Consider the following 21,727-nt stretch of genomic DNA (forward strand, 5'->3'; position numbering starts at 1 on the left):
GGTCACACCGTCCTTCTGTCCTCCAGCATATCGGAACCAGGCGGCCTCTGCCCGATTTTCCGTGTCCATTTTTGTCCGGCCGGTCAGTGGTTCAGGATGAATTCCTGGACCGGACAGCCAAACTCCTCCGTCAGTCTGCCCTCACAAAAGCCCAGCCGCTTGTAGAAAGCCCGGGCAGCGACCCCGTTGGGATCACCCTCCCGGTAGGTGGTGACGGTGATGGCTTTCCCGCGCTCCATCTGCGTCAGCATGAAGTCCACCATCTGCCGGGCAATATGCTGCCTTCTGTAAGCGGGGTCCACCGCCAGAAAGCACAGTATACCGTTTTCCTTTGAGAACAGCAGGGCGCCCACGACCCGCCCCGCCTCCAATGCACAGATGGCGGAAGACGCTTGGATGAATTGCAGGACGGTGGCCCGATGCTCCGCCATCGCTTCGGCGGTTTCCAGGCCGGGAAAGGCATCCCTGACCTGCTCGACCAGTGCCATCCAACCATTGATATGTTCCGGTTTTGAAAGTTGAATTTTCATAGTGTTATTCCTCAAGGAGGCCATGTTGTGATCCTGTTTCTGATGATTCGCTTTCGGCCGCTGGACCCCAAAGCAGGTCAGGGGGGCTTTACCAGGGCAGTGCTGCAACGGTTTTCGCATTCCGTCTCGGCCTGATGGAAACGGCAGGAAGAATGGGCCTATATCCCCGCCTCGATAAAATGAACGTCTGAGCTGTCCCAGTATTTTTTGTAGACCCGTTCTTTCTCTCTGTCCAGATTCAGCTGGTACATCCGAAATGTGACCAGGATGTTTTTCGGCTGCCACTGCTCCTCGTAAGAATATTGGTATTTCATACCCACGTTTCGCATCACACCGCCGCTTCTGGGGTTGTTTCGGTCATGCGTAGCGGTGATATAGGGCAAAACGTCCTTTTTCACCTGCGCGATCACTGCCCTGCTGGCTTCCGTGACGATTCCTTTGTGCCAATATTCCTTGGAACGCCCATAGCCGAAATCGTGATGTTCGTCCATAGCCACGTTTATGTAGCCGATTGGGGCGTTGCGCTCTTTTAGACAGATCGCATAGGCATACCCGCAGGGCTGGGCATAGATCGGCGCGTACCGTTCCTCGTAAAACTGCTTGGCTTCGTCCATGGTTTTCGCTGGATACCAGGGCAGAAAACGATTGACTTCTTCATCCTGAAGAATCAGGAACAGCGCGTTCACGTCCTGCTCTGTGAATTTTCTTAAAATCAACCGTTCCGTTTCCAATGTGGGTGTATTCATCGGCTTTTTCTCCCTTGTGTGCATGGTATGTGTTTGTCACTGCAACGCAGCGCTTCTCTGACAATGCCTCCCTGCTGCCAGTATAACGGTAAACATCCAGCCCGACAAGACTTACCGGCTCAGCATCCAGGCAATACCGGCAGCGGTGCGCTCCACGCTCTGGACAAAGTGGTTGCCAGGATTCAGCTGGAACACCGTGTCGATCCCTTTGCGCTGGTAATAAGCGCATATCTCCTCGGTGTTCTCCTGAACCGTGCGCAGGATCGGATTCTTGGTTTTGCTCTCCTTATCTCCCAGAGAGAAATAGATGCAGTCCGGCTGGTGCTGTGGCTCATGGGAGAAGATGTGCTCCTTCATTCCGGGAAACCAGAGGGAGCCGGACATGCTGCCCACCCGGGAAAACAGGTCCGTCTGGTAGATGGCATACAGGGCAAACAGTCCGGCCAGAGAGTATCCGGCGATTCCCCGCCAGCGAGGAACGCCGCCAAGCTCTTTCTCTGCCGCCGGAATGATCTCCTCGGTCAGAAGCCGCAGATGGTCGTCCGCCCCGCCGGTGCAGGGGTCCGCATTTTTGAAAGTAGGCGGACTATCCCAAGGGGCCATATCGTGGTTCCAGTCCAGATCGCTGATGGCAACCAGCGTGAACGGCGGGCAGCCAGCAGCCTGTGCGGCCTCATACACCTTTTGCCCTTCACCGGAGAAGGTGTTGAGGTAGATAACGGGGGCATCTGCTTCCAAACTCGGGAAAATGGATACCGTTTTTTCGTTTATCGTGAAGGTGTACATCGTGTGCATCATCCGCTTTCTATTGCAACGAAGGTGATAGTCCGGCTGAAATTTTATTCCTATGCTTTTCATTGTATATCAAAGTAGGTATAGACGCAACAATCGTGGAAGCTGTAGGAAGTTCTTCTGAGAAAAAACTAAGAATCGTGCGATTGCATGATTTTCTTGCGCATTCCTGCTGAATATGCTATCATTATATACAACGCTGTCAGGTGTTGGAATAGACCTTGGCGGCATGATCGCATAAACCAAATGCTCTGCCGAACGGCAGAGCATTTTTGCCTATCTGGAGGAATCTTCTTATGGCAGTCAGTTATAAAAAACTTTAGAAGCTACTCATTGACAAAGATATGAAGAAAAAGGACCTGTGTGCAAAGGCAGGAATTAGCCCTGCCTCTGTTACAAAACTGGGGAGAAACGGGCATGTAAGCACAGAAATTTTGCTAAAAATATGCACAGCCCTGGATTGTAAAATTGAGGATATTTTAGAAATTGTGCCTGATAAAGAATTGTCCTGAAAAATGGACTTTTATTGTGAGAAAATATTATGTAGGCGGGTGTAAATACATACTGCTTGTATAAGGAAGCGAGGATTGCTCCATGGCAAAACTGATTGGAAGCGCACAATCCACTAACTTTGGAGAAAATTTGTTTATACGCAAAGCCCAAGAATTTTTGGACGATCAGTATATCATTTACTGGAATCGTCAAATATATGGCCGTGAGTTTGATGTCTGCATTCTTATGCCAGGGAAAGGCATTTTGGTTGTGGAACTAAAGGGGTGGCGTGAAGAAAATATCCTTCGCATTGAGAATAGTGATACCATTATAATCAAAACAAACGAAGGGGAAACGCTTGCTACGCCACAAAAGCAGGCGCGCGGATATCGTTTTGCAATTGAGAGGCATATACGTCAAAATACAGGTAAGTTTCCATTAGTATTTCAAATGGTCTGCCTTCCTCAAGTTTCTAAGGATTTTTATCACAGTAAAAGGCTGGATGTGGTTTTGGATGAGTCATTCACTATATTAAAAGAGGATTTGGATGACACATCTTCTTTCTATAAAAAAATTGATCAAGCTTTATCGGAAGTCTATCACTGGAAACGAGATCCATTCGATTCAAAAACCATGTTGGAAGTTCGCAATCTGTATGAAACTGATGTTGATCTGGACGAAGATGGCGAATCTGAAATTGAAAAAGAGTTGGTGCATTTTTATCATCAGCATGACTATTCTCGCTTTTATTACTTTGCCGACACTGATGAATTGAACTGCAATGTCATCGAGGACATCAAAGCTCAGTATATGTACGGTTGCAAGCTATATTGTGTGTTCTCTAAGAAAGAACAAATGATATTGGTACTTAATGCTCTTGATGCGGCACTTACACAAAAAGGGTTGGTACGAAATCGGGATAATATCGAAATCGCATTTGACGAACAGAAGAGCCATATTCCTCCGGCTACTTCCGTTAATGACATGTTCATGGGCTTTCATTGCTCCATGAGCGTATTGAGTGAGCCTTTTGATAAGAATACTACTTCTTTTGTGATCCATAATGGGGAATATAGCCGTTCTCAAGAATCTATTCTCAAAAAGCTTGGTGAACAGAGCCAGTTCAATTTTGAACAATATGAAGTTGAGCACGCTTCACCGAAAAAGAATATTGTAATTCGTGCCGGCGCAGGTACTGGCAAAACCTATACGATGATTTCCCATATTGGTTTTATTTGCTATACCCAGAGTGTCCCCCTGCGGAAAATGGCCGACCGCATTGTGATGATCACATTTACAAATGAAGCCGCGGATCAAATGGAGGAAAAACTCAAGACATACTTCAGGAATTGCTACCTCATAACCTCCAACCCTGATTACTTGGAAATGGTGTCCAGAATTGAACACATGCAGATCAGCACGATTCATTCCTATGCGAAAGATTTGATTGCTCAGATGGGCACCTCGTTTGGTTATGGAATCGACCTGAGTATAACCTCCAGCGAATTTTATCGCCGCAAAAAAATTACAGATCTACTGGATGAGTATATCCATCAGAAAAGAATCGAATACGGGAACGACTATACAGATAAGCTGGGCATGCCTGTTTACGCTATACGTGACAGTATTCTTGACTTCATTGGAAAGTTACACAATAAAAGTGTCGATATCGAAGCTATTGAGCCTCAAGACTTCGGAACCCTTTTGAATGGCGAGGTCCACGGTGAATTGCACGAATTACTGGCCAGCGTGATCCCGGCTGTTGAGCAAGAATATCTGGGGGAACTTTTAGAAAATAATAAAATCCACCTCAGTTCTATGATGTCTATCCTTAATCGATTCATCAATGATCCAGACAGCGAAAGCAGGATCAGAGAGTTAAAAGTAGATAAAGGTGCCCAACAATTTATGTTTGTTGATGAGTTTCAGGATACAGATGACTCTCAAATTGAATCTTTGATGCGGATTGCCCAGGTGCTTGACTATAATCTGTTCCTGGTAGGCGATATTAAGCAGTGTATTTACCGTTTTCGTGGCGCAAAAGAAAAGGCTTTTGACCAATTGGGAATTGACAAAAATCCCGAGAAGTGGTTGGAGTTTTCTTTGCGGCGAAACTATCGCACGGATAAGTATTTGCTGGATATTTTTGACCGCTCTTTTGCTGCATGGGGTGAAATGAATGAAGAGCTGCTTACCTACGATGTAGCCAAAGATAAACTAATCGGCACAAGAGACTATAACGGAAAATACTTGACTTCCAAGAGCCGGTTCTACCGGCGACTTCCGGCTGCAAATGAAGAGATGCGAATTCCCGTTCTTGTTGAGGAGATCAAAAGAATCCAGAAACGCATTCAATACGAAGAGAGCCACGGAATGAAGCTTTCTGCAAAGGAAAAGAGCATTGCGATCCTGGTTCGTGAAAACTGGCAAGCTGATATGATTCGTACTGACTGTGCCAAGCTTGGAATCAGCGTACATACCAACACGGGCGGGGACTTATATATGTCCCAGCCCGCTATGGACATGCTCACTTTGGTCAATGCTCTGGTTCATTTTGACGAAGCTGACTATCTTTACAACCTGGTAACCTCAAATTTCTTTAACTTGGATATCCCGAAATCCAACCTCTACGAGATACGTATGAAGATTCGCAGCGGAAAGTGGCGGGCGAAGGCAGATGAGAAAGAACAGGTGAATTACCTTATTAACTTTATGAATCTGATGCTTGCAAACACCGTTGATAAGAATAACAGGTGGGAATATATTGTTGCAAGCCTTAGAACACAGCCCGTACTTCAGGCCATTCGCAAGGTGTACAGCACTCTTGAACCCTGGAAACACTTCAGCGACGATCCTTGGAAACAGCATTACTATCAGCTGAATGTTGATTTGTTGTTTGAGCAGCTCATCAACGCTTGCAATGTGGATCGACTTACTATTAACACATTGCAGGAGCATCTTTATAATAGCATCATTTCTCAGGTCTCTGTCGATAGTCGAACTCCTGCCAGCAATGAGGAAGAGTCTACCATTCAGTGTATTACAGTACATAAATCGAAGGGACTTGAATATGGCCATGTAATTCTGCCCTTTTGCTCTGCTTCCATGGATTTTATCAAAAGGACGCAGTTACATATCAGCACGACCAAGTACCAGGGCCGGTATCGTATTGGTTATAGCATGAGTGTGGGCAATTCCGGTCAAACTGTTCAAAATGATTTCTATGATGAAGTCATTGAGAAGTCTGAAAAAGCTCGGGAGGAAACCCGCATCCTCTATGTTGCTATGACAAGGTCGATTCGCTCATTCTCCTGGGTGGAAGTTCAGGGAAAGCAGAACCTATCTTGGCAGAATCTCATAGAAACAGAGGTGTAAGAAATGCCGTTTAAAATCTACACATATGAAGACCCTTATAAGTTAGATAAAGCGGATTTCTGGAATGAGATTTCTGCCTTACCACACTTCTGTAGTGCAAGAACCCTTGTAAATGGCCTCAAGGATGTTTTGGGTGATCGAATTGAGGGTTTGATTTGTCCATTGGATGAATTGGTCAAACACGAAGATGTTTATATGCAGTGGACGGATAATATCAGCCTTCGGATTCAACAGTATAGTGCTTTCTCAGCAGTGTTCAAGAAACTGTTAGAGAAACGGAAAATCAGTAAGCCGTTCCACATGGCTTTGGCTCACAATCAAAATCATTTCCTTGAAGCTGTCCGTCTCTTCATAGAATTGGATATCGGTGCATCTGCTGTTGATGCAAGCAAGGGAAACACGGAGCAACGGCTCTTTGTCTATATGCTGAAGCAAGCACAGCAAAGTTCGCTTTTCAGGTTTCCAGAAACTCCTTGCCGTGAAAAGCTCAAAGAAATCGTTGTGTCTCTTGCAAAAAAGGAAGTTGAAGAGTGTACTGGAACACCACAGGAAGCAAAGCGTTGTGAAAGAGCTGTCGATATTACCAAAGCGCAACCCTTTGACAGCATTGTGGTTCACGGTGTGCATCAGTTTACACCGGTACAGCTCCGGCTTTTACTTGCTATGGAAAAGATGGGGATAACCATCATCTTTTTGTTCAATTATCAGAAGAAGTATTCCAAAATTTATTCCTCCTGGAATGAAATCTATGGTTGCTTCGAAGTTCCCATTCACCATGATACTGCTGTATGTGAATATGAGCTCCCCACAATGCAAAATCCCAGCAATGCCCTGGCCTGCGCAATAGGCGAAATTTGCGAAGATAGAAACGCAGTAGGCGGTCCGTTACTTAGGAAATGGCATAAGCTGTACAAGAGCGTTCAGCTTATGGAATTTGCGAACATTACAGAGTATGCACATTTTGTTTCCAATCACTTTGATGCGGCGATTCAGCGATATTCTGAATCGCGTAGTGTCATGGAGAGAGGCAATGATGTATGGAACAATGCGGCTGTTCTCCGACATTTGGATGAACAAGTATACACTGCAAACAAAGATGTTCACACCTTGCTTAAAATCTACTATCCTGAATACGCCAAAGATCGTCACTTCCTTTCCTACCCTATCGGACAGTTCTTCTCTGCGATTTACCGTTTGTGGGACTATGAGCACAGACAGATCATTTTCGATATCAACGCTATAAAAGAGTGTTTGTCTTCCGACATCCTCAGTGTAGCTCCAGGAGAAGTACTGCTGCGTACCTTCTACAATGTTGCAATTCTCTTTGAAAATGTGACAACATACGAGGAATTTCAAAGCAAGATTATTGAGGGCTATGCCAAAAACTATGATAAGCTGGCGGCAACACCGGGTACGGATACACTTTCCGAACTGAAAAATCTATCCGTTTACAACAAGTACAAGGTTGCAAAAAAAGACTTACTTACGCTCATTCGGGCAATTGAAGAGATCAATGAGATTGCTACATATCTGTTTGCTCTGGACAATTCTCGTGAGGATTTCATCAATTTTGGAAAGCATTTCCGCAACCTCGAAGAGTTTCTCAAACAGCGTGAGTTAGCTCTGGCCAATGAGCAAGAGCGAGCCTTGATTTCGGATCTACAACTGCGCCTCGATAAAATAAAGCCGGAAAACTCTACCTTCTCCGGTACATTTAGAGATTTGCAAGAGGGACTATATTACTATTTGAAGCAGAAGAACGATGAAGATCAAGGCGTAGACTGGATTGTAAAAAACTACGAGCAGATTGACGGCGATATTCTACAGAGCAAACGTCAATTTGAGAAAGAGCAACGTAAAGTTTACCACTTTGCATGTGTATCGGATCGCGACATGAATATGAGTGTCAACGACCAACTCCCGTGGCCTCTCACGGACGAGTTTATTCGTGCTGCTTATTCCCCCATTGATCTACAGTTTCAGGTGTACTACACCGCACTGGGGGAACGTAGCAATTTTCTTAGATATGCTCTGTTTTACGGTCTGTGCTACAATCGCTGTGATGTTCGGCTCAGCTATGTGAGGCAGTATGGTGACGAAACAACGGAACCTTATGCTTTACTGTCCATCTTGGGATTATTACCTAAGGCTGATCTGATTGAACGCGTCAATAAACCTGTTCCATTTTCAATATCCGTTGGACAAGATGTGACCAAGGGCGTTAAATATGACCGATATCAAATGATGGATATGTTTTTATGCCCGTATCGCTTTTTCCTGGACTATGTAATGGAAGATGGCCCGGTTATACAAGGAAATTTCCTGTACCAAAAATATTTTGAGAATCTACTAATTGAAGCAGTTTGGAAGCAAATTGGAAAGCAAAATCGCTCAGATGTGATGAAATTTTTACCCCAAATTTTGGCGCAGGAGACGCAGAAACTCGAACCCTACTTTAAGTTTTGGAAATCAACCGAGATTTTAGACCTTAGAGCAAGAGCAAAGAATTACCTTGTCCATGAAATAATTACAGAAGATCACGGAACAACTGTAAAGCCCTACGATCCTTCCCACATGCAGACGCGAAAACTTTTTGGGACGGCTCTATTTTCTGTTGATATCTCTGAAGTTGAAATAAAAAACCCGTATCATGAATTTGAATCGCTTGCAAGAAGAGACGGCTGGAAAAAGATTTATTCACTCCGCAAGCTGCCAAAACCAGAGAATCAAATGCCGGTCGATATTCTTCGTGGCGAAACCAAAAATTATCTCAATCAGACATTTGGAAAAGGTAAAACAGCGATTCCCTCTGATTGGTGCATTTATTGTGTGCATAGAGGAAATTGCATGGAATCTTTCTTATGTAGCCAAATCAGCATGTCCAGCTCCAGGAATGAACCTCGAAGCAATTCGGAGTCCCATACAAACACCTCTGCCAAAGCTTTGCGGCCTTCCGTTTTGGAATCTTTAACAGTGAATATAGAAGAACCCCTTGTTTTGAAGCCAGTTGCGCATGGGGCGCTGGCTACCGATGCTACCCATGACGAGGCTGAAAATGCTGTTTCTGCATCATCTCCACCCGCCATTCCTGATCCTACGGTCGAGAATACACCTTCCGAAGGCAAAGTTGCGCCAAATGAGTGGGGTAATTTTGAGCAAATACTAAAGACCATTCAAGAAATGGTAGAAGGAAACCGCCAGGAAATACAAAGTCTTAAAGGTGAGCTTACCTCGAGAAAAAGCCGCCGTGAGGATACCACTCGCATTGAGGCTCGCTTGGCAGAGGAAGAACGTAGAAGTCAGGAGCTTCTGGACAAGCTTACAGAAACAGAGGATCGACTGGCCACAACAGAGGCCCAGAACCGCGACCTCTCTCATACTGTCAAAACCCAGGATGCACTACTGGAGAGGAAACGAGCACTTGAATTCACAGAGGATGAACTGGAAGAGTTACACAGGTATTCTACAATCATTGTGTTTGACACATGCTCGATTATGAATTATCCGAACCTACTCGACGGTGTAAATGATGGTGAGCTTGTTGTAGTTCCTAAGGATGTAAACAATGAACTCGAACACCATAAGACCCGTTTCGGCGCGGATGAGCGAAAAATCAAAGCGCAGCGGGCTATATCAGCAATCTTTAACTACAAGCGGCATTTCCCGCTTACTTATGCTGAAGGTTTGACTGATTTGGTGCCCAATGTTTACCGTGCAGATACCGGAGAGAAGGAACAAAACGACAATATGATTTTATCTGTGGCCCTCCGATATAAGTACTATACGGATATTCCTGTCATTTTTATTACCGATGATAGAAGCCTTTCCAATAAGGCATCCGGTGAGGGGCTTGAGGTATGGACAGCAAAGGACTTCCTCACTCCACCCGAATCCTCGTTTGAGGATGTGCCTCAGGCGGTTGTGAGCGCAGAGACAGTAGTAGGTACTGAGCCAGCTGAGAGCAGCGAAGCAACACAAATCACAGCAGAGAAAACAAGTGCGGTTGCAGAAGCTGAGAGACGGGCAAAAGCACAGGAAGAATACCTTGCCCAAAAAATTAGTCTGAAGGTACTTCACTTAGAGGCAAGCCAGATTTCTGTTTTACAGAACAATGGAATTAGAACGCTTGCTGATTTTATGGCCCAGACCGAGAGCAGTTTTGCGGGCCTGAAAGTCAAGAAAGGTGTTCCTTTTACTGCAAGATTTCTAAAAGAACAGGAGCGTATCAAGCGTAAACTCGAAAATCTATAACACCGCAAGAGGCTACCATGCAGCATTAGTTTCTTGCTTAAGCTGAGAAAGGAGAGCTGCGTATGTTGGTAGGATGTTACTATCGCTGTCCCATCGTCGTTGAAGAAGGTGACAGAGATCATCCCAGGTTTTATGTCCTTGCTCAGCTTGTCGAGTACAACGAAATTGCCGATGCAGTCAAGGTCGAAATGCACGATCTATTGGGCAGCAGGCAGTACTATGGGGATTTATTTCAGCACAATGTATTCTTTTCTCGAGCGGTGACTCGTTGTGAAGCCTGTCCGGGTGGTGCTGTTGAAGGGGGTTGGGGCCGAGGCACAATTGTGTCTCGCGCCTCTGAACCCTATTCTGAGGACGAACCCTATTGGTATTGGATTAAACTGCCAAATGGACAGCATGTCAAGGAGTGCGAAACAGAACTCAAGTTTGATTATTCGCAGATGAATTTCGCGCCTGATAAGCAGCTCCGGGCCTATGAGTTCCAGCACCCCACTTGGTTCATCAATCATCTCAAGGTAAGCAAAAACCTTCATCTTGTAAACAACGCAACTTATGGTTTCCATGTACTTGCTGGCTGCCGAGCTTTTCTGCTCCCGCACCAGATAAGCACAGTGGCCCGTTGCTTTGAAACCACACCTGTCCGTTATATGCTGGCGGATGAAGTCGGCTTGGGCAAGACAGTCGAGGCGTGTTCTATTCTCAGTATACTGGCCAGTGAAAAGAAGGATCTCCGAGTACTTATCATTGTCCCCGGAGCATTAGCGAGCCAGTGGAAAAACGAGTTGCACTACAAATATGGTCTTAATGCGGCTATTGCCTCGCCTCGTGCCCAGATTTGCCTGCTTCCTATGGAGGATATAGGAAGATCGTTATTGATTCTTTCTATGCCCTGGGATCTCGCTATTGTAGATGAAACACACCGACTTCTTGCCAACGATACTTGGTACAACCAAGTGCAGAATCTCAGCAGGAAAGTAACACACATTTTGCTCTTGTCTGCAACTCCTATACAGGACAGAAACGAAGAGTATCGTCGTCTGCTTGCACTACTCAATCCAGAGCAATATGAAACCATGTCTGCTGAACGCTTTTCCTGGATGGTAAAGCGGCAAAAACGTATCCAGAAGTCCGCCAATCTCCTTTTGGGATATTTGGAGCGCTATGACGAGTACACAGAAATCGTCTTAGACGACCTAAATGGTATCGTAGAAACACTTGAAGATGCAGCCCTGGAGAAAATGGTCAAGGATATTGATCTTAGCGCGGAAGATCAAGGACTTTCCAAGGTTAAGCAAGCTTTAGCGTATATTTGCGAGAATTACAGGATCGAGCGAAGAGTGATCCGCAATCGACGCCAGCTGATTTCCGAAAAGATGGCTCGGCGGACCTTGTGTGCTATCCCGTATTCACCGTTGTCTCTCAACGAAAACTATAATGAGATAGGAGCAATTCAGAATACGCTCGCCTATCTTGCTGATAACGGCGGAGATGACGAAGAATATGTGACCCAAACTGCAATTCCTCTTCTTTCTGCGTTGTTTAGCAGCCCGTGGGCCTTTGAAGATACCCTGCATAAGCTCAAAATTAGTGACGGGATATTGCTGGACAGCGCAGCCGCGTGGAAACGCCAAGCGGAAAATGAACATAGCTTGGTAAATGTTGCGCTTGATGAAGATCCCGATCTCATCAAAGGCCGTTTAATGACTGCCATGAACTATATTGACCAGGAGACAGATATCTTGGACGATGAAACCTGCAAACTGGTTGTATTTACGGCGCATAATGCTACACTGGTTCAGTTTCTGAAATTGTTCAATACGCGATTTGCCAATATGGGTATTCATGCGGTGGCGTTTGGCAAACATATGGATCGAGATGAACTTGAAGACAGCGTATATGCCTTTCAAAATGATCCCGCGTGTCGAGTAATCATCTGTGATGAAACCGGCGGTGAAGGCCGAAACTTCCAGAACGCCTCCCAGATTATCCATCTTGATTTGCCGTGGAATGCCAATGCACTTGAACAGCGTATTGGCCGATTAGATCGTCTGGGACGCAACCCCAACATGGATGTTGTGTCTGTTGTACTCTATGCAGATACTTCTGTTGAGGAGCAACTCTTCCACATTTGGAAAGACGGCATGAAGCTGTTTGAGCAGTCTCTGAGTGGCCTTGAGATTATCACCGGAGAACTAAACGAATTGATCGTTGAAGCTCTGCTGGATGATTACTATACCGGCCTTACCAATGCGTTTGATGATATTCTGGATCAAGCAGAAGAAATGCGAGAAAGTGTTGAGGACGAACAGGATTTTGACCTTGGAGCCACCTTATATCGCCCCTTGTTTCAGGGGATTGATAATGTTCTCGGCATCTACGCATCGGAAGATGACAATCTATTCGCCACAGCCATGATGGGCTGGGGGAAACAGGCCGGGCTTTCCCCTGAGAAACCTACCAGTTCGGGTCTGATTGAGTTCAGAGAAAGCTCTTTCAGCGTAAATGCGGCAAGACAGTCTCTCTTTATCCCTCCTCAGTGGGATAAATATACCAATTCCTCTATTATGAGAAGAGAAGGTAAGCTCCTGGGCTCCTTTGACCGCCGGACTGCGGCAATCCGGGAGGATATTCTTTTCTTTGCACCGGGAGACCCTGTTTACGATTCTATTATCTCAAACGCAATAGGCTGTAACAGAGGTAGATGTACTGGCATCGAAACGCTTGCAGCATACAACTATGATGGTCTTATATTTATCTACAATATCGCGCCAAAACTTGACGAGCTGTTTGAAAACGGGATGACCCTGCAAACATTGTCACAATATAGAATGTATCTCCCCCTCAAACAAATTATGGTTACTATACCCTTAACAGCCCGAAGCAAAGAAGTCCCTGAAAAGGAGATACTCAATACTCTGCTTTCTCTGCGCCCAAATAGCGTCAATCACCTTGGGCGGCGTGGTGGCAGCAAAATGTCGATTTCACCTTTGGAGCGATTTATCAGTCGAACTCCTCCCAGCACCTGGGAACCTTTGGTCGATAAAGCTTCTGCAACGGCCTACAAACGGGCCTGTGCCAGACTTGAAAAGCACTCTGATTTTGAAGCTGCTGAGAAGGAGATGCAGCGCGTTTTGAATGGTTATAGAGCAGAATGTATCTACTTTGAACGGGACATGTCCGGCGTTGATAAAAAAGCACACCTGTTTGATGTGACACTTCGGGCGCTCAAAAATGCGAAACCGGAGTTAGATGCAGTCTGTTTTTTGAGGGTGAGAAGTAATGGATAGTAAAGAGGTATTGCAGCAATACATAGTGGGAGCTATGAAAGCCCAAAGTGCTATTGCAGAATTAGAAAAGAACCTTGTTGATACATCTAATCTTTTGAAAATGCAGGAAGCCGCAAAATCACGGTATGTAATTGGATTTATTCGACGGTCTGTTCAGTTTAAGCGAGAAGTAGCATCGGCAAAGGATATTTGCCTAAACATTCGTGATCTTGTTTTGTTCATTGGGCGCATAAAGCTTACCGAGAAGCTTTATGCGGTTGTAAAAGAGCACGGTGCAGAGTTCGATCTCGTGTGTGAAAATGACCTGCAAGTGTCTTGCTTACACCATATTCCTGAATGGATTGAGCCTCATCAATATATCAAAGACGTGTATGCTCTTCGCCATGACGATGGTATTGAGCTTGAAATGGAATCTTCTGGTGACGCGATACTGGCAACACATACTGGCTTCAACGCCTACAAAAGTTTTGAGCAAAAGGTAGCCGTTCATACCGCTTTGAATTTACCCAATGGGCATACGCTTCTTATTTCCCTTCCTACCGGCGGAGGTAAAAGCTTGGTTACGCAGCTTTTGGCCAGCTCTTCTGATGGATTGACAGTTGTGATTGTACCCACTGTGGCGTTGGCTTTAGACCAGTATTATGCAGCACAGCAAAACCTGACAAACGAAACTGAGATTTATTGTTATCGCGGAGAGCAGTCTGAGCTTGAAAGGGCTAAAATCATCCAATCTCTGAAAGACAGAAAGGCTCGTATCCTTTTTACTTCGCCTGAAGCAATCCTCAAAAACTCAGAACTTCACCGCATACTGGACAACGCTGCAAAAGACCATTATTTAGCCAATGTTGTGGTTGATGAGGCCCATGTCGTTCCAGACTGGGGTGTGTTTTTTCGACCCGACTTTCAAATTTTCTCTATTCTATTGAAGAAGTGGGAGCATGAATCAAAAGAATTTATCCGTACTTTTCTGCTTTCGGCTACGCTGTCTGATGATGTAGTTGATACCTTGTTTGCACTGTTTGGTTCAAGTGGGAAAAATGCTCAGGTTCGTTGCGATGCACTTCGCCAGGAGCCACGATTCTATTTCCACTCCGCAAAGTCTCGAGGCGAACAAGTTAATAAGACTATCGAGGCCATCAAGTTACTTCCAAAGCCGATGGTTGTCTATGTACTTGAACCAAGAGAAGCGAAGGAATTGCAAAAAAAGCTTTGTGAATTTGGATACAAAAATATCCCCGTTTTCACCGGAGACACCAAAGAAACAGACCGAAATACCATATTAACCGGCTGGAAAAATCATGACTTTGACGTTGTGATTGCTACTTCTGCCTTTGGTATTGGTGTTGATAAACCTGATGTTAGAACAATCATTCATGCTTGCTGTCCTGAAAATCTGAGCAGATTTTATCAGGAGGTAGGGCGTGGTGGCCGTGATAGACTTCCATCGCTTAGCCTGTTTATCCCGTACCAGAGCAGATATGACAGTGATGGTGATGTGCGTCGGGCGCTGGGCCTTGTCAGCAAAAGAGTTCTTACGGTTGAACGAGCTGTTATCCGTTGGAAGGCACTGCTTTCTAACCCGACCGCAATGATTGATTCTGATGAGTGTGTTTTGAACACCTCCGCTACTCCGCCCACGATGACCGACGAGGAGGCCGAGTATGCAGGGAACCGGAATGTTGCATGGAATGTCAACCTGCTCCTATTCCTACATCGGACGGGGTTTATTGATCTTCTGGATGCAAACTATGTGTTCGATAAGAAATCGAATCCGCCAAAAAAATATTACACGGTTACAATCAAGTTGCTACAACCCGATATTCTTAGCGATGATGACAGCCTCGCGAATGCACTGACAGAACCTCGTGCCCGAGAATATGAATCACAAATGGTTGGATATAGAATCATGAGTGAGCTTGTATCCTCTCCCAAAGCATTGTGCTGGGGACGTGTTTTCAGGCACCTTTTTCCGCTTTCCAGAGAAGTGTGCAACGGCTGCCCAGCAGATCCTGAAGGTCGAATCACCAGTGATGACACCTATAAGCTACGAACAGATCCAGAGATTACACTTCCCGCTGCACCTCCGTCTCCTCGTTTGGGACGAAATATGGGTTCTTTTAATGAAATGATTATCAGCAGACCATCGACCGGGCTTTGCAGCACAGAAGAGGTTGCTCTGATTGCAGAAAAGGCTTCTCAAAATGATATCGGTGCATTTGTTGTTCCAAACCGGCTATCCAATGAGATCATTTACAGTGGCATCCTCTTAAATTACGAAGAGTTCTATTATGCGGTTGCCCATTGTCCCTATCTCTTTGCTAAAGGTGTTGTCTGCATCTTTGATGGCGACACCGCCACAAACTTTACCCTGTACAAAAACCTTGGAAAACTGGATGCCCTTGGCTATCGTAAGATACTCTACTGCAACGAGAATACCATCGTTGCCAATGGTGGCAGGACGATAAGAGAGTATAGCGATGGTTATCCTATTCCGATCCAAAAATTCTAAAGGAGGTATTCGTATGTTCAAAGCTAATCCAGACGGCATGCGAATGGAACCGACCCCGGAGCGAGTTCTCTCTGTCTGCCGCTTGATTTCCCATGATAGTATGAGCCGGGATGAAGTGCGTAAGTGCATGACATTGGGCATCAATGACGAAAAAGAAATCGACCAAATCAACAAGTCAATCAATGTGGCCCTCGAAGAGCTCTCCCTCATCAAAGCTAATGCAGAGAATTTGATCTTAGCGGTTGATCCTGGCGTAATCGCCTCCCCTAAAGCTTTTCGGCGGTATGTGAGTGCGCGGGTTTTCTCTGCGAAAGACACCACATTTCACATGTTCACCAAATGGCTGATTGCTCAAAATGAGCGAATCTTTGCGCTAAAATCCTGGGAAGGCCTGGCTAAGACCTGCGCTTCCGAAGTAAAAGAGCTGGCTGCACTGAATGAAAACGCTGTCCTGGGATGGCGCTTTTGGGCTGCTTTTTTAGGGCTTGGCTATTTGAGCGGAACAATGATAATCCCCAATATGAAGCTGCGGTTAGAAGATGTATTGGCAACTACATACACAGAAAAGTTCAAATATAACGAGACTGTTCTCGCCCAGGACTTCGTACTTTGGCTGAGCACAAAAATCCCCGAAGTTGAGATTGGTAGCAATCTTCCTCTGGCTCTTTCTGCTGGTCTTCGCACACTGCATGAAATTGGTCTCATTAAACTTGAAACATGGTCTGACTCCACTCCAGTCATGCTCTACTATGTAGACGGTGATCCTATCAATGGGTTCACACATATTTCAGTGAAGGAGGCGATGGCCTCATGAATTGGGAACGATATCGTTCTGTCATGGAACGGTATGCGATTAAAACAGATGATATGGCTACTGAAGATGCCTATTTCATGTCTACTCACATGCCGTTCTCATCTCTTGAGCTTTTCCGTGGCGGCTATTATGAAGAGGGGAAAATGCCTGCCCCTACAAAGTTGATGAGCGAAGATGAGGTTTTCGAGCAACTGATCTATAATCCTGACAATGAGCATCGTATGGTCATTGTTCGAGGTAATCACGGCACTGGTAAATCTCATCTTATTCGCTATTTAAAAGGCAAGTTTGAAAGAAGCCCCTCTACTATATATAATCCTGCAACGGAGCAGTTGGTGTTCCTGCGTCGTTTGAATAACTCTGTCCGCGGTGCTTTTTCTCAGTTGTTGGAACAGGATGCAATCAAAGATCCTGATGTTGCAGATAAGCTGCGCAAGTTTGTGGTTTCTTCCGATTCTAAGGATGAAGGTTCTTTCAAAACAGAGATTTTGTATGCCTACATTGCAGCTGTACGAAACGATATGTCCGGAGAAACCTACAAAGCGGTCAAGTGTCGTGACATTGCCAGCTACCTTGCTGACAGCCGTGTAAGTGAACATCTATTGCGTGAAGGTGGCGCAATATCCAGATGCTATAATGTCATCACTGCTCCGAGTAATCAGATCCTTCAAGATACCACAATTTTTACAGAAGAAGATTTTAATGTATCTAAAATCATCCGAGCTGTAATGAAACAGGGCGATCCCCAAGCGTCCCTGTTTGCGGCCTCCTTGAAAGGCGATGACTTTGAGATTACCAAGCTCATCAACTATCTCAACAGGTTTACGAGAGAGGTCATTCAGCGTTGTGCAGATATTTCCAGTGAAAATGCGGAGACGATTTTTGCTCAGCTGAGACGAGACTTGAAAAAGCAAGGCAAAAACCTAACGATTTTTATCGAGGACTTCACCGGCTTCACCGGAATTGACCAGGAACTCATTACAGCGCTTTCTTATGAGCATGGCGGCGATTACGCAGATCTGTGTCGTGTTACTTCGGTAATCGGCATTACCAACGACTATTATTATGCGTTTCGAGGTAATTTCAAAGACCGTGTAACACACCAAATTGAGGTCACAGAACGCTCCTATGGAACTGACGAGTTTATCATTCAGATGGCTGGACGGTATTTGAACGCAATTTACTGCGCCCCCGAGGAACTCCATAGTTGGATTGAGTCTGGCGCCGATTTGAGTGAATTGCCAATCAGTGATTTTACACCACCTTGCGAATGGGATACCACGACCATCGGCAATAAGGAGGTAACACTATATCCATTTAATCGGCATGCACTGTTGACTCTGTACGAATCTCTTGCGACGAAAAGCCCGAGAATGTTCTTGAAGAATGTTATTCGTGCTCAGTTAAAAGAATATTTTGATGGCAAGCAGTATGGGGATGGTTGGTATTTTCCGCTTAACCCCAGTAATGCTCAGATGTCCAATGACCCACACAGTTCTTCCATTGATCGTTTGGAAAGTATGGGTTCTGACGATAAGAACCGTCTGAAAGCGTTGTTTGCTATTTGGGGTGACGGCTCTGCATCCGGTGTGAAAGAAACCGATGGGATACTGCGTTTTGGTGGGCTTAATCAAGCTTTCCTTGCAGATGTAGGATTGACTACCTTTACTGGCATAGGTGAAATTGTGGACAAATCCACGGGGAAAACTGTATCTCCGGCTACTGCATCCGAACCAGCAAAACACAGCGGGAGCACTCCTGCTCGCCAAACTACTACTCCGGAGCCTCCCAAGGCTAAACCTCCTGTCGATGGTGCTACAAAGAATTATCTGAAATTTAAGAACGACATCACGGCATGGTTTACCAAGGGGGAAACCTTGAAATACGATCCCGATTATCGTGGCTGGCTTCGTACTCTTGTTCGCGGCGACTCCAAACAGTGTGGCGCAATTAACTGGCAGGATATTGGTATCCCGGCCTATATTGCCGAAGAGCGCCTTTCTGACCTGGGTTGCTACTATATCGACGATCAAAGTTCTCCCACAAACATTGATAGAGCTATCGTTTACATGGATAGAAGTTCCGAAAGCCGCGATGCTCTGATGGCCTTGAATGAACTAAACTATGCAAAGGGTTGGGATTTTGAAGGCGCAGCTTACTATCAGCAACGATTGATTACTTGGTTGGAACGCAGAAAAGCCGAAATTATCGAAAAAGTTTCTGCTACGAAGCAAGGAGAAGAGCCTCTTCCGGTATTGGAGTGGTGCCTTTCGATTCAATATCTTAAAGCCTGTATTTTGGGGCAGAGGGTTGATACAAGTTCTCCCTATTCAGTAATCAAATCCTTGTTCAAGGATTTCAAGAAAGATGATAGCATCAAGAGAGATACACGTGAGTGGAACGACATGATTCAGTTCGTCCTTAACCGCAAAGCTGACTTCGATAGCGCACTGACTTTCTTGAAGCAAGCTTCCGCGACTACAATGGGTGCTGTCCATTTTGCTGTTGACCCCAACACGAAATCCTGCTACCGAATGGACGAACTGGTGCTGGCCACTGAAAATCTTATGGCTTCCGACTGGGATATTGAAGCAACTTTGCCCGGTAGTATCCCACAGAAGCATCTTCTCTACAATCCTGCTACGCTGTTGAAATCGCTCTATCCAAGCGTAAAAAAAGCTATGGCTGCGGATACTCAGGAAGCTGCAAAGGTGGTAGGAAAACTCAAAGAGTATATTGGTGAACTCAACCAGAAGAATCTCATTGATACTTTGTCTGCTATTCAAGAACTATTTTCTGTGTTTTCTGCAAATGGAATCATAGGAAGTACAGAGCTAAGAGTAAAGTATGAAAAGCCTCCCATTGAAACAGCTAAGACTGTTCTGGGGCATATTAAGCTGATTGAAGATGCCGCCTCTGTTCAAGCGGTAAAGCAGCTAACAGCATACTCTGGTAACTCCCTGCATGTTCTATATGATTTCCTTCGAGATATCCAGATGATTGCCCAAAAGGCTGACCAAGAGGGAGCGAAAGCCCAAAAAGATATAGCAGCTACTGGTGGTTTTGCCGGTACAGAAGCATTGTCTGAAGCTGCATTATCTTCTATGGAAGCACTTTACGCACAGCTTGAGAATATGGAGGTGTACGAAAATGCTGTTAACTGACACAATCAAAAATTGCACCTCCGCCATCAAAAAACGCAGAGCGACAATCGAAAGCAAGCAGCACGCTGAAACTTATGCGAAGGCGTTGGCACAGCTTGCCCAGGCCACTGAGAGCATTAAAGATACCATTGATTGTGCTGCTGCCATGAAAGAAAAGGGTATTGTCAGCACTTCGCTTATGGATGAGTCTACTCGCAGCGAATTACTTGCTTGCATTGACGATTGCGGCAACGGCGTTTCCGAAATGCGGTTGACCTTGGAAACGGTTAGGCTGCTGAAATCTAAGGGAGATGCGGTTGCAGCGCAAATTAAAATCGTATGGCGTGATGCGGCTCAGAAATATTCTGATGGTCCGAAAGGTTATTTGTCTATGATTGGCGGTCTATCAAATGACCCCAAACGAGCAAAGGATCTGACAGAAAGTATTACCCAAACAGTCACTGGAAATCCATCCATCAAAGCAGTAAATAGCTTGGTTTCCTATGTGGTGGAAGCAACGCAAATTACTGAACAATTCTCTTTGAACCCTGAAATCGAAGACTTCTTGAAGAAGGTATCTTCTCAGCGAGCTACAGTTTTCGATTTGACCCCCAATATCATGGCATGGCTCAAGGAAAAGAATCTTGCAGGCAAGCTAAGAATTAGATTTTAGAAAGGAGTGTGACAATGACTATTCTCGAAGCGATTAAAACTGTACTTAGCAAGAAAAAAGATGGATTAACCTGTAAAGAGATAACAAATCACATACTTTCTGAGAAGTTATATACCTTTAATACAGCAGATCCAAACTCAATTGTTGGCCATAGTCTCCGCAGGCACTGTCAGGGACTTGAATTTCCCTCGGCACATCCAGTTAAACATTTCTATATTGTATCAGGGAAACGCGGAACAGCTGTTTATTCACTTATAGATTCAATATGCGCTACTTCAGCTAATGATGTAACTAATAGGCATCCAGTGTCCTCTGCGTCCGACCTGTTACCAGAGGAAAAAATGCAGAAGTACTACAATCAACATAAAGAGAGCGTAAAGAATCAACTCCTTGATATGATCCTCAATAATGATCCGAGTTTTTTTGAACACCTTGTGGTTAAACTTCTTCTTGCTTTAGGATATGGTTACGGAACGGATGCGGGCCAAGTTGTAGGGAAGTCTCACGATGGCGGAATTGATGGAATCATAAATGAAGACAAGCTTGGTTTGGACAAAATTTACATCCAGGCCAAGCGATATGCATCAAGTCACAATGTTGGCTGCAAAGAAATACAGGCGTTTTCTGGGGCAATGAAAAAAGTAACCAAGGGGGTTTTTATTACGACTTCCAGCTTTACGAAAGATGCACGAAAGGAGGTTTTAGAGCAAGTAGGAAAGCAGATTGTACTGATTGATGGCTCCCTACTTACGGATTTAATGCTCCGTAGTGGTATAGGAGTTCGATGTGTGCAAACATTCGGTACCTATGAAATTGATACGGATTTTTTGGGTACTGCTTGATTAACAAGAGAGATAAGGGGTGCTGTCGGAAAATAGTCCGTTGACAAGCATAAAAAGAAATGCCCCCAGAAGGCAGCTTTTTGGGGGCATTTCCTATTTATTGATTTTGTTTTATCTATAAAAACGGAGAAGTAGTCTTGAAAGCTGGTAGTGTCAAGAGTTTTGCGCAAATTGGTTTACAGCCCCTGGCATGAATGAAGTTAGCCAGCAATGGAGGCATCCTCAAAGGCTGCTTCCAGGTGCTTCATATTCATGTATTTCTTGTTGCCCCAC

Annotated in this window: 12 protein-coding genes; 9 read left to right on the forward strand and 3 right to left on the reverse strand. The window is 45.1% G+C overall.

Going from position 1 to position 21,727, the window contains the following annotated elements; translation table 11 throughout:
* Positions 1-83: 83 nt before the first annotated feature.
* The 3 genes from INF37_RS14290 to INF37_RS14300 all read right to left on the reverse strand — a co-directional run bounded on the left by INF37_RS14290 (position 84) and on the right by INF37_RS14300 (position 2,062).
* The gene (locus tag INF37_RS14290) at positions 84-530 is read right to left on the reverse strand and encodes a GNAT family N-acetyltransferase (RefSeq protein ID WP_193539040.1); all 447 of its coding nucleotides are present in this window, start codon (positions 528-530) and stop codon (positions 84-86) included.
* Positions 531-688: 158 nt separating this feature from the next.
* Positions 689-1,276, reverse strand: coding sequence for a GNAT family N-acetyltransferase (locus INF37_RS14295; RefSeq protein ID WP_193539042.1), 588 nt, complete (start codon positions 1,274-1,276; stop codon positions 689-691).
* Positions 1,277-1,387: 111 nt separating this feature from the next.
* Positions 1,388-2,062: an alpha/beta hydrolase gene (locus tag INF37_RS14300; protein WP_193539044.1), complete on the reverse strand. Its 675-nt coding sequence runs from the start codon at positions 2,060-2,062 to the stop codon at positions 1,388-1,390.
* Between the two features lie 338 nt (positions 2,063-2,400).
* Here INF37_RS14300 and INF37_RS14305 point away from each other — a divergent pair, with 338 nt between their 5' ends.
* The 9 genes from INF37_RS14305 (at position 2,401) to INF37_RS14345 (ending at position 21,454) form a co-directional block, all read left to right on the forward strand.
* Positions 2,401-2,580: a helix-turn-helix domain-containing protein gene (locus INF37_RS14305; RefSeq protein WP_328821092.1), complete on the forward strand. Its 180-nt coding sequence runs from the start codon at positions 2,401-2,403 to the stop codon at positions 2,578-2,580.
* Positions 2,581-2,662: 82 nt separating this feature from the next.
* Entirely contained in the window at positions 2,663-5,935 is a 3,273-nt protein-coding gene (locus INF37_RS14310; RefSeq protein WP_193539046.1) for a UvrD-helicase domain-containing protein, read from the forward strand.
* A 3-nt stretch (positions 5,936-5,938) separates the two neighbouring features.
* Positions 5,939-10,186: a PIN domain-containing protein gene (locus INF37_RS14315; RefSeq protein WP_193539049.1), complete on the forward strand. Its 4,248-nt coding sequence runs from the start codon at positions 5,939-5,941 to the stop codon at positions 10,184-10,186.
* A gap of 62 nt (positions 10,187-10,248) precedes the next feature.
* Positions 10,249-13,473: an SNF2-related protein gene (locus tag INF37_RS14320; RefSeq protein ID WP_193539051.1), complete on the forward strand. Its 3,225-nt coding sequence runs from the start codon at positions 10,249-10,251 to the stop codon at positions 13,471-13,473.
* Positions 13,466-15,982: a helicase-related protein gene (locus INF37_RS14325; protein WP_193539053.1), complete on the forward strand. Its 2,517-nt coding sequence runs from the start codon at positions 13,466-13,468 to the stop codon at positions 15,980-15,982. The genes INF37_RS14320 and INF37_RS14325 overlap by 8 nt, the downstream gene beginning before the upstream one ends.
* 13 nt (positions 15,983-15,995) lie before the next feature.
* On the forward strand, positions 15,996-16,796 hold the full coding sequence (locus INF37_RS14330) for a hypothetical protein (protein ID WP_193539055.1): 801 nt from the start codon (positions 15,996-15,998) through the stop codon (positions 16,794-16,796).
* Positions 16,793-19,960, forward strand: coding sequence for a hypothetical protein (locus INF37_RS14335; protein WP_193539057.1), 3,168 nt, complete (start codon positions 16,793-16,795; stop codon positions 19,958-19,960). Before INF37_RS14330 ends, INF37_RS14335 begins: the two co-directional genes overlap by 4 nt.
* The gene (locus tag INF37_RS14340; protein WP_193539059.1) at positions 19,947-20,612 is read left to right on the forward strand and encodes a hypothetical protein; all 666 of its coding nucleotides are present in this window, start codon (positions 19,947-19,949) and stop codon (positions 20,610-20,612) included. Before INF37_RS14335 ends, INF37_RS14340 begins: the two co-directional genes overlap by 14 nt.
* 14 nt (positions 20,613-20,626) lie before the next feature.
* A complete protein-coding gene (locus INF37_RS14345; protein ID WP_193539061.1) occupies positions 20,627-21,454 on the forward strand; it encodes a restriction endonuclease in 828 nt (275 codons plus the stop codon).
* Positions 21,455-21,727 lie beyond the last annotated feature (273 nt).

Source organism: Pseudoflavonifractor gallinarum (genome assembly GCF_014982855.1).
Lineage (GTDB): Bacteria > Bacillota > Clostridia > Oscillospirales > Oscillospiraceae > Pseudoflavonifractor_A > Pseudoflavonifractor_A gallinarum.

Excerpts from the sequence above, each read along its gene's own strand:
- INF37_RS14290 (WP_193539040.1), bottom strand. The coding sequence starts at position 530 with ATGAAAATTCAACTTTCAAAACCGGAACATATCAATGGTTGGATGGCA.
- INF37_RS14295 (WP_193539042.1), bottom strand. The coding sequence starts at position 1,276 with ATGAATACACCCACATTGGAAACGGAACGGTTGATTTTAAGAAAATTC.
- INF37_RS14300 (WP_193539044.1), bottom strand. The coding sequence starts at position 2,062 with ATGTACACCTTCACGATAAACGAAAAAACGGTATCCATTTTCCCGAGT.
- INF37_RS14310 (WP_193539046.1), top strand. The coding sequence starts at position 2,663 with ATGGCAAAACTGATTGGAAGCGCACAATCCACTAACTTTGGAGAAAAT.
- INF37_RS14315 (WP_193539049.1), top strand. The coding sequence starts at position 5,939 with ATGCCGTTTAAAATCTACACATATGAAGACCCTTATAAGTTAGATAAA.
- INF37_RS14320 (WP_193539051.1), top strand. The coding sequence starts at position 10,249 with ATGTTGGTAGGATGTTACTATCGCTGTCCCATCGTCGTTGAAGAAGGT.
- INF37_RS14325 (WP_193539053.1), top strand. The coding sequence starts at position 13,466 with ATGGATAGTAAAGAGGTATTGCAGCAATACATAGTGGGAGCTATGAAA.
- INF37_RS14330 (WP_193539055.1), top strand. The coding sequence starts at position 15,996 with ATGTTCAAAGCTAATCCAGACGGCATGCGAATGGAACCGACCCCGGAG.
- INF37_RS14335 (WP_193539057.1), top strand. The coding sequence starts at position 16,793 with ATGAATTGGGAACGATATCGTTCTGTCATGGAACGGTATGCGATTAAA.
- INF37_RS14340 (WP_193539059.1), top strand. The coding sequence starts at position 19,947 with ATGCTGTTAACTGACACAATCAAAAATTGCACCTCCGCCATCAAAAAA.
- INF37_RS14345 (WP_193539061.1), top strand. The coding sequence starts at position 20,627 with ATGACTATTCTCGAAGCGATTAAAACTGTACTTAGCAAGAAAAAAGAT.